The sequence below is a fragment of the Tabrizicola sp. genome, assembly GCF_036781545.1.
Taxonomy (GTDB): domain Bacteria; phylum Pseudomonadota; class Alphaproteobacteria; order Rhodobacterales; family Rhodobacteraceae; genus Tabrizicola.
In genome coordinates this window covers 1-4,097 of the sequence record NZ_DAIQAT010000228.1, presented here as the reverse complement: position 1 = coordinate 4,097, position 4,097 = coordinate 1, and the positions used below count along the sequence as shown (strand labels likewise).

The 4,097-nt window shown below is 67.3% G+C and carries 4 protein-coding genes; 1 reads left to right on the top strand and 3 read right to left on the bottom strand.

The window, feature by feature from the left end; all coding sequences use genetic code 11:
* Positions 1-1,174: AMP nucleosidase (locus V7Q39_RS19680; protein ID WP_333818308.1), on the bottom strand; the 1,174-nt coding region annotated here is incomplete at its 3' end.
* Between the two features lie 80 nt (positions 1,175-1,254).
* On the bottom strand, positions 1,255-1,890 hold the full coding sequence (locus V7Q39_RS19675; RefSeq protein ID WP_333818307.1) for a class I SAM-dependent DNA methyltransferase: 636 nt from the start codon (positions 1,888-1,890) through the stop codon (positions 1,255-1,257).
* A gap of 148 nt (positions 1,891-2,038) precedes the next feature.
* Here V7Q39_RS19675 and V7Q39_RS19670 point away from each other — a divergent pair, with 148 nt between their 5' ends.
* Positions 2,039-2,881 (top strand): SDR family oxidoreductase, encoded by an 843-nt coding sequence (locus V7Q39_RS19670; RefSeq protein WP_333818306.1) that lies wholly within the window; start codon positions 2,039-2,041, stop codon positions 2,879-2,881.
* Positions 2,882-2,947: 66 nt separating this feature from the next.
* On the opposite strand, the gene xylA is transcribed toward V7Q39_RS19670, so the two are convergent.
* The coding region (gene xylA, locus V7Q39_RS19665; protein WP_333818305.1) for a xylose isomerase at positions 2,948-4,097 on the bottom strand (1,150 nt) is incomplete at its 5' end.

The following is a 4,097-nucleotide window of genomic DNA, read 5'->3' as shown; positions in this document are numbered from 1 at the left end:
CGCGCAGTTCCCAGTTGCGGTTGTCGATGGTGGCGACGGTGCCGGTGCGCATGATCCGCTTCAGCTCGTAGCCTTCCAGCTGGGTGATCTCTTCCACCGCATCTTCCAGCGCGATCTGGATCTCGGCCAGCGCGGGGATCGGAACCCAGACCGGCAGGTCATCGTCCAGCACGTGATCCTCGCGCAGATAGGCATGGGCGAGGACGAAATCGCCCAAGGACTGGCTGTTCCGAAGGCCCGCGCAATGGCCGACCATCAGCCAGGCATGGGGGCGCAGGACGGCGATATGGTCGGTCGCGGTCTTGGCATTGGAGGGGCCGACGCCGATGTTGACCAGCGTGATCCCGTTCCCGTCCGCCCTTTTCAGGTGATAGGTCGGCATCTGCGGCATCTTCTCGCTGGGCTGGATCACCCCGTCCGGCGTGCTGATCAGCTGGTTGCCGGTCGCGACGAAGGCGGTGTAGCCCGAGGCCGGATCGCCCAGAGCGGCGCGGGCATAGGCCTCGAACTCATCGACGTAGAACTGGTAGTTGGTGAAGAGGACGTGGTTCTGGAAATGCGTCGGATCGGTCGCGGTATAATGGGCGAGGCGCGCCAGCGAATAGTCCACCCTTTGCGCGGTGAAGGGGGCAAGCGGGGCCGAGCCATCGTCGTAGCGGGTCATCACGCCGTTCACGATGTCGTCGTTGGTGGTGACGAGGTCCGGCACGTCGAACACGTCGCGGAGCGAGAAGTCCATCACCCCTTCCTGCGGGATGGCGACGGCGCTGCCGGAGACGGCAAAATGCACCGGCATCGGCGTGTCCGACAGGCCCACGTCGACAGAGACGCCGTGGTTGCGGATCAGAAGCCCGATCTGCTGGATCAGGTAGTTGCGGAAGAGATCGGGCCGCGTGACGGTGGTGGCATAGGTCCCGGGCGCGGCGACATAGCCGAAGGCCAGGCGGGTGTCGATCTTGTCGAAGCTGGTGATGGTGATGCGGATTTCCGGGTAGAAGGCGCGGATGCGGCGGCCGGGATTGCCCTGGGCCACGGTGCGCAGGAACTGGTCGGACAGGAACCGGGTCGCCTGGGTATACAGCGCCTCGAGCCGGTCGACGGCGGCGGCGGCGCTGGTGAAGCTTTCCGGCGCCGGGGCATCGGGAGTGAGGATCGAGGTCTGAAGATCGTCCATCGCGGGTCCTGCAAGATGATCCGGCATATAAGCCGAAAGCCGGGCGGTTCCGCAAGTGAAGCTGGTGTGACAGCGGCGGATCAGGCGGCGCGGAACAGCGCGATCATCGCGCGGTCGGCGGCATGTTCGGCGTCGATCCCGGCGGCGGCCGCGCCGTAGACCTCGACCTCGATCAGGTGCAGGTCGCTGATCTTGCCGTCCCCGGCCAGCGCCTCCAGCGCCACGTCGAAACCCGCCGCGGTCCAGACCCGCCGGTTGATCGACAGCGCGAACTGCGCCTGCGGCGCGGCGACGGCGAGAAGGTTCGGCAGCGCCCCCGGCCCGACGTGCCCGGCGGTGAAGGTGCCGGAGCTGACGATCCCGCCATAGCGGCGCGGCAGGGTCAGGGGTCTGGTGATATCGGCCTGGAAGAGGCCCGCGTAGATGCGCTTCTCGGCGGCGCGTTCCAGCATCTCGACCGAGAAGTCCACGGCGTCGATGGGGTGCTGGAAGCCCATCTGCCGCAGCGAGTCCGCCAGAAGACCGGTACCTGCGCCGACGTCCAGCACCGGGCCCTGCCCCCGCGCGCCCATGAAGGCGGCGGCGACATGGGCGGGCAGCAGGTATTGCATCTCGCTGGCGAAGCCCTGGTCGTAGCTCGCCGCCCAGTCGCGGTAGTAGGCGAGGCAGGCTTCCGGCCCGGTCAGCCCGAGCGCCCCTTTCAAACCCTGGTCCATGCGGCACCTCTCTGAAGTCTGTCCGACAAAAGTGGAACCCGGTTCTGGCGAAAGACAGGCGACCACGAAAATCTGCCGCCAGCATGGAATGCGCGACCCCTTGCCGCAAGCCCTTGCACCCCCCGGCCCGCGCCCCGATAGTCCGGCCATGTCAACGCTCCTCTCCCTCGGCCACGGCTATTCCGCCCGCGCCCTTGCCCGCCACCTGGTCCCGCAGGGCTGGCGGGTCATCGGCACCACCCGCAAACCGGAGAAGGCCGAAGCCTTCCGCGCCGAAGGGGTGGAGCCCTTGCTCTGGCCGGCCGATCTTGGCCCCGCGCTGGCCGAGGCGACGCATATCCTCTGCTCTGCCGCGCCGGATGCCGAGGGCGATCCGTTCCTGCGCGCGGTGCCGGAAATCGCGCGGTCGAAGGCGCAATGGGTGGGGTATCTCTCGACGACCGGCGTCTATGGCGATCATGACGGCGGCTGGGTGGACGAGGCGACCCCGCTCACCCCGCAATCCGACCGGGGCCGGCAGCGGGTGCTGGCCGAGGGCCAGTGGCGGGCCACCGGCCTGCCGCTGCACATCTTCCGGCTGGCGGGTATCTACGGTCCGGGGCGGGGGCCGTTCGAAAAGGCCCGCGATGGCACCGCGCGGCGGATCATCAAGCCGGGGCAGGTGTTCAGCCGCATCCATGTCGAGGATATCGCGCAGGTGCTGGAAGCCTCGATCCGCAAGCCGAACCCCGGCGCGGCCTACAACGTCTGCGACGACAACCCCTGCCCGCCGGACGAGGTGATCGGCTATGCCGCCCGCCTTCTGGGTCTGCCCGAGCCGCCCGCCGTGCCCTTCGCCGAGGTGGAGCCGACGATGACCCCGATGGCGCGGGGGTTCTACATGGAATCGAAGCGGGTCAGGAACGACAGGATCAAGGAGGAGCTGGGGGTGAAGCTCCTCTATCCCGACTACCCGCAGGGTCTTGCCGCGCTGTTGGCCGGGGGCGACTGAACCGCTCGTCGTCGCCTTTGGCGCTTCTCGCCAACCGACGAAAAGCCGAAGGCGCGCGAGGAGGCGTCAGACGTAGCGGTTCCAGAGGTTTTCCAGCCGCTCCTGCCGCCCGGACTTCGGCTGCGGTTCCAGCTTCTCGTCCACGACCCGCGCGGCGGCCTGTTCCAGCGAGCCCTTCAGCATCGCCTGCGCCTTCGGGTCATTCCACCCAGCATAGCGCGTCTTGACGGCGGCCTCCATCTCACCGCTTTCCAGCAGCGCGGCGGCGGCTTTCAGCGCCCGGGCGCAGGTGTCCATGCCGCCGACATGGGCCAGGATCAGGTCTTCCGGATCCAGCGACTGGCGGCGGATCTTGGCGTCGAAGTTGACCCCGCCGGTGGTGAAACCACCCGCCTTCAGGATCTCGTAGAAGGCCACCGCCTTCTCGGCATGGTTGTTCGGGAACTGGTCGGTGTCCCAGCCGGACTGATAGTCGTTCCGGTTCATGTCGATCGAGCCGAAGATGCCCAGGGCTGCCGCCAGCCCGATCTCGTGCTCGAAGGAATGTCCGGCCAGGATCGCGTGGCCCTGTTCGATGTTGGTCTGGACTTCACCCTCCAGCCCGAACTCCTTCAGGAAGCCGTAGACCGTGGCGACGTCGTAATCGTACTGGTGCTTCGACGGCTCCTGCGGCTTGGGCTCGATCAGGATCGCGCCCTTGAAGCCGATCTTGTGCTTGTACTCGACCACCTGTTGCAGGAAGCGCCCGGCATGGGCGCGCTCGGCCTTGAGGTCGGTGTTCAGAAGCGTCTCATAGCCCTCGCGCCCGCCCCAGAGCACATAGTTCTGCCCGCCCAGGCGATGCGTCACATCCATGTTCGCCTTCACCGTGGCGGCGGCATAGGCGTAGACATCCGGGTCCGGGTTGGTGGCCGCGCCCGACATCCAGCGCCGGTGGCTGAACATGTTGGCGGTGCCCCAGAGGAGCTTGGCCTTGTGGCTGGCCTGCTTCTCGCCGAGGTAGTCGGCGATCTGGTTCAGGTTCTTCAGGCTTTCAGCAAAGGTCGCGCCTTCGGGCCGCACATCGGCGTCGTGGATGCAGTAGAAGGGCTGGCCAAGGATGTCGAACATCTCGAAGGCCACGTCGGCCTTGAGCTTCGCCAGCGCCATGCTGTCGCCGAACCAGGGGCGCTCGAAGGTCTGGCCGCCGAACGGGTCGCCGCCCGGCCAGGCGAAG

Excerpts from the sequence above, each read along its gene's own strand:
- V7Q39_RS19670 (WP_333818306.1), top strand. The coding sequence starts at position 2,039 with ATGTCAACGCTCCTCTCCCTCGGCCACGGCTATTCCGCCCGCGCCCTT.
- V7Q39_RS19675 (WP_333818307.1), bottom strand. The coding sequence starts at position 1,890 with ATGGACCAGGGTTTGAAAGGGGCGCTCGGGCTGACCGGGCCGGAAGCC.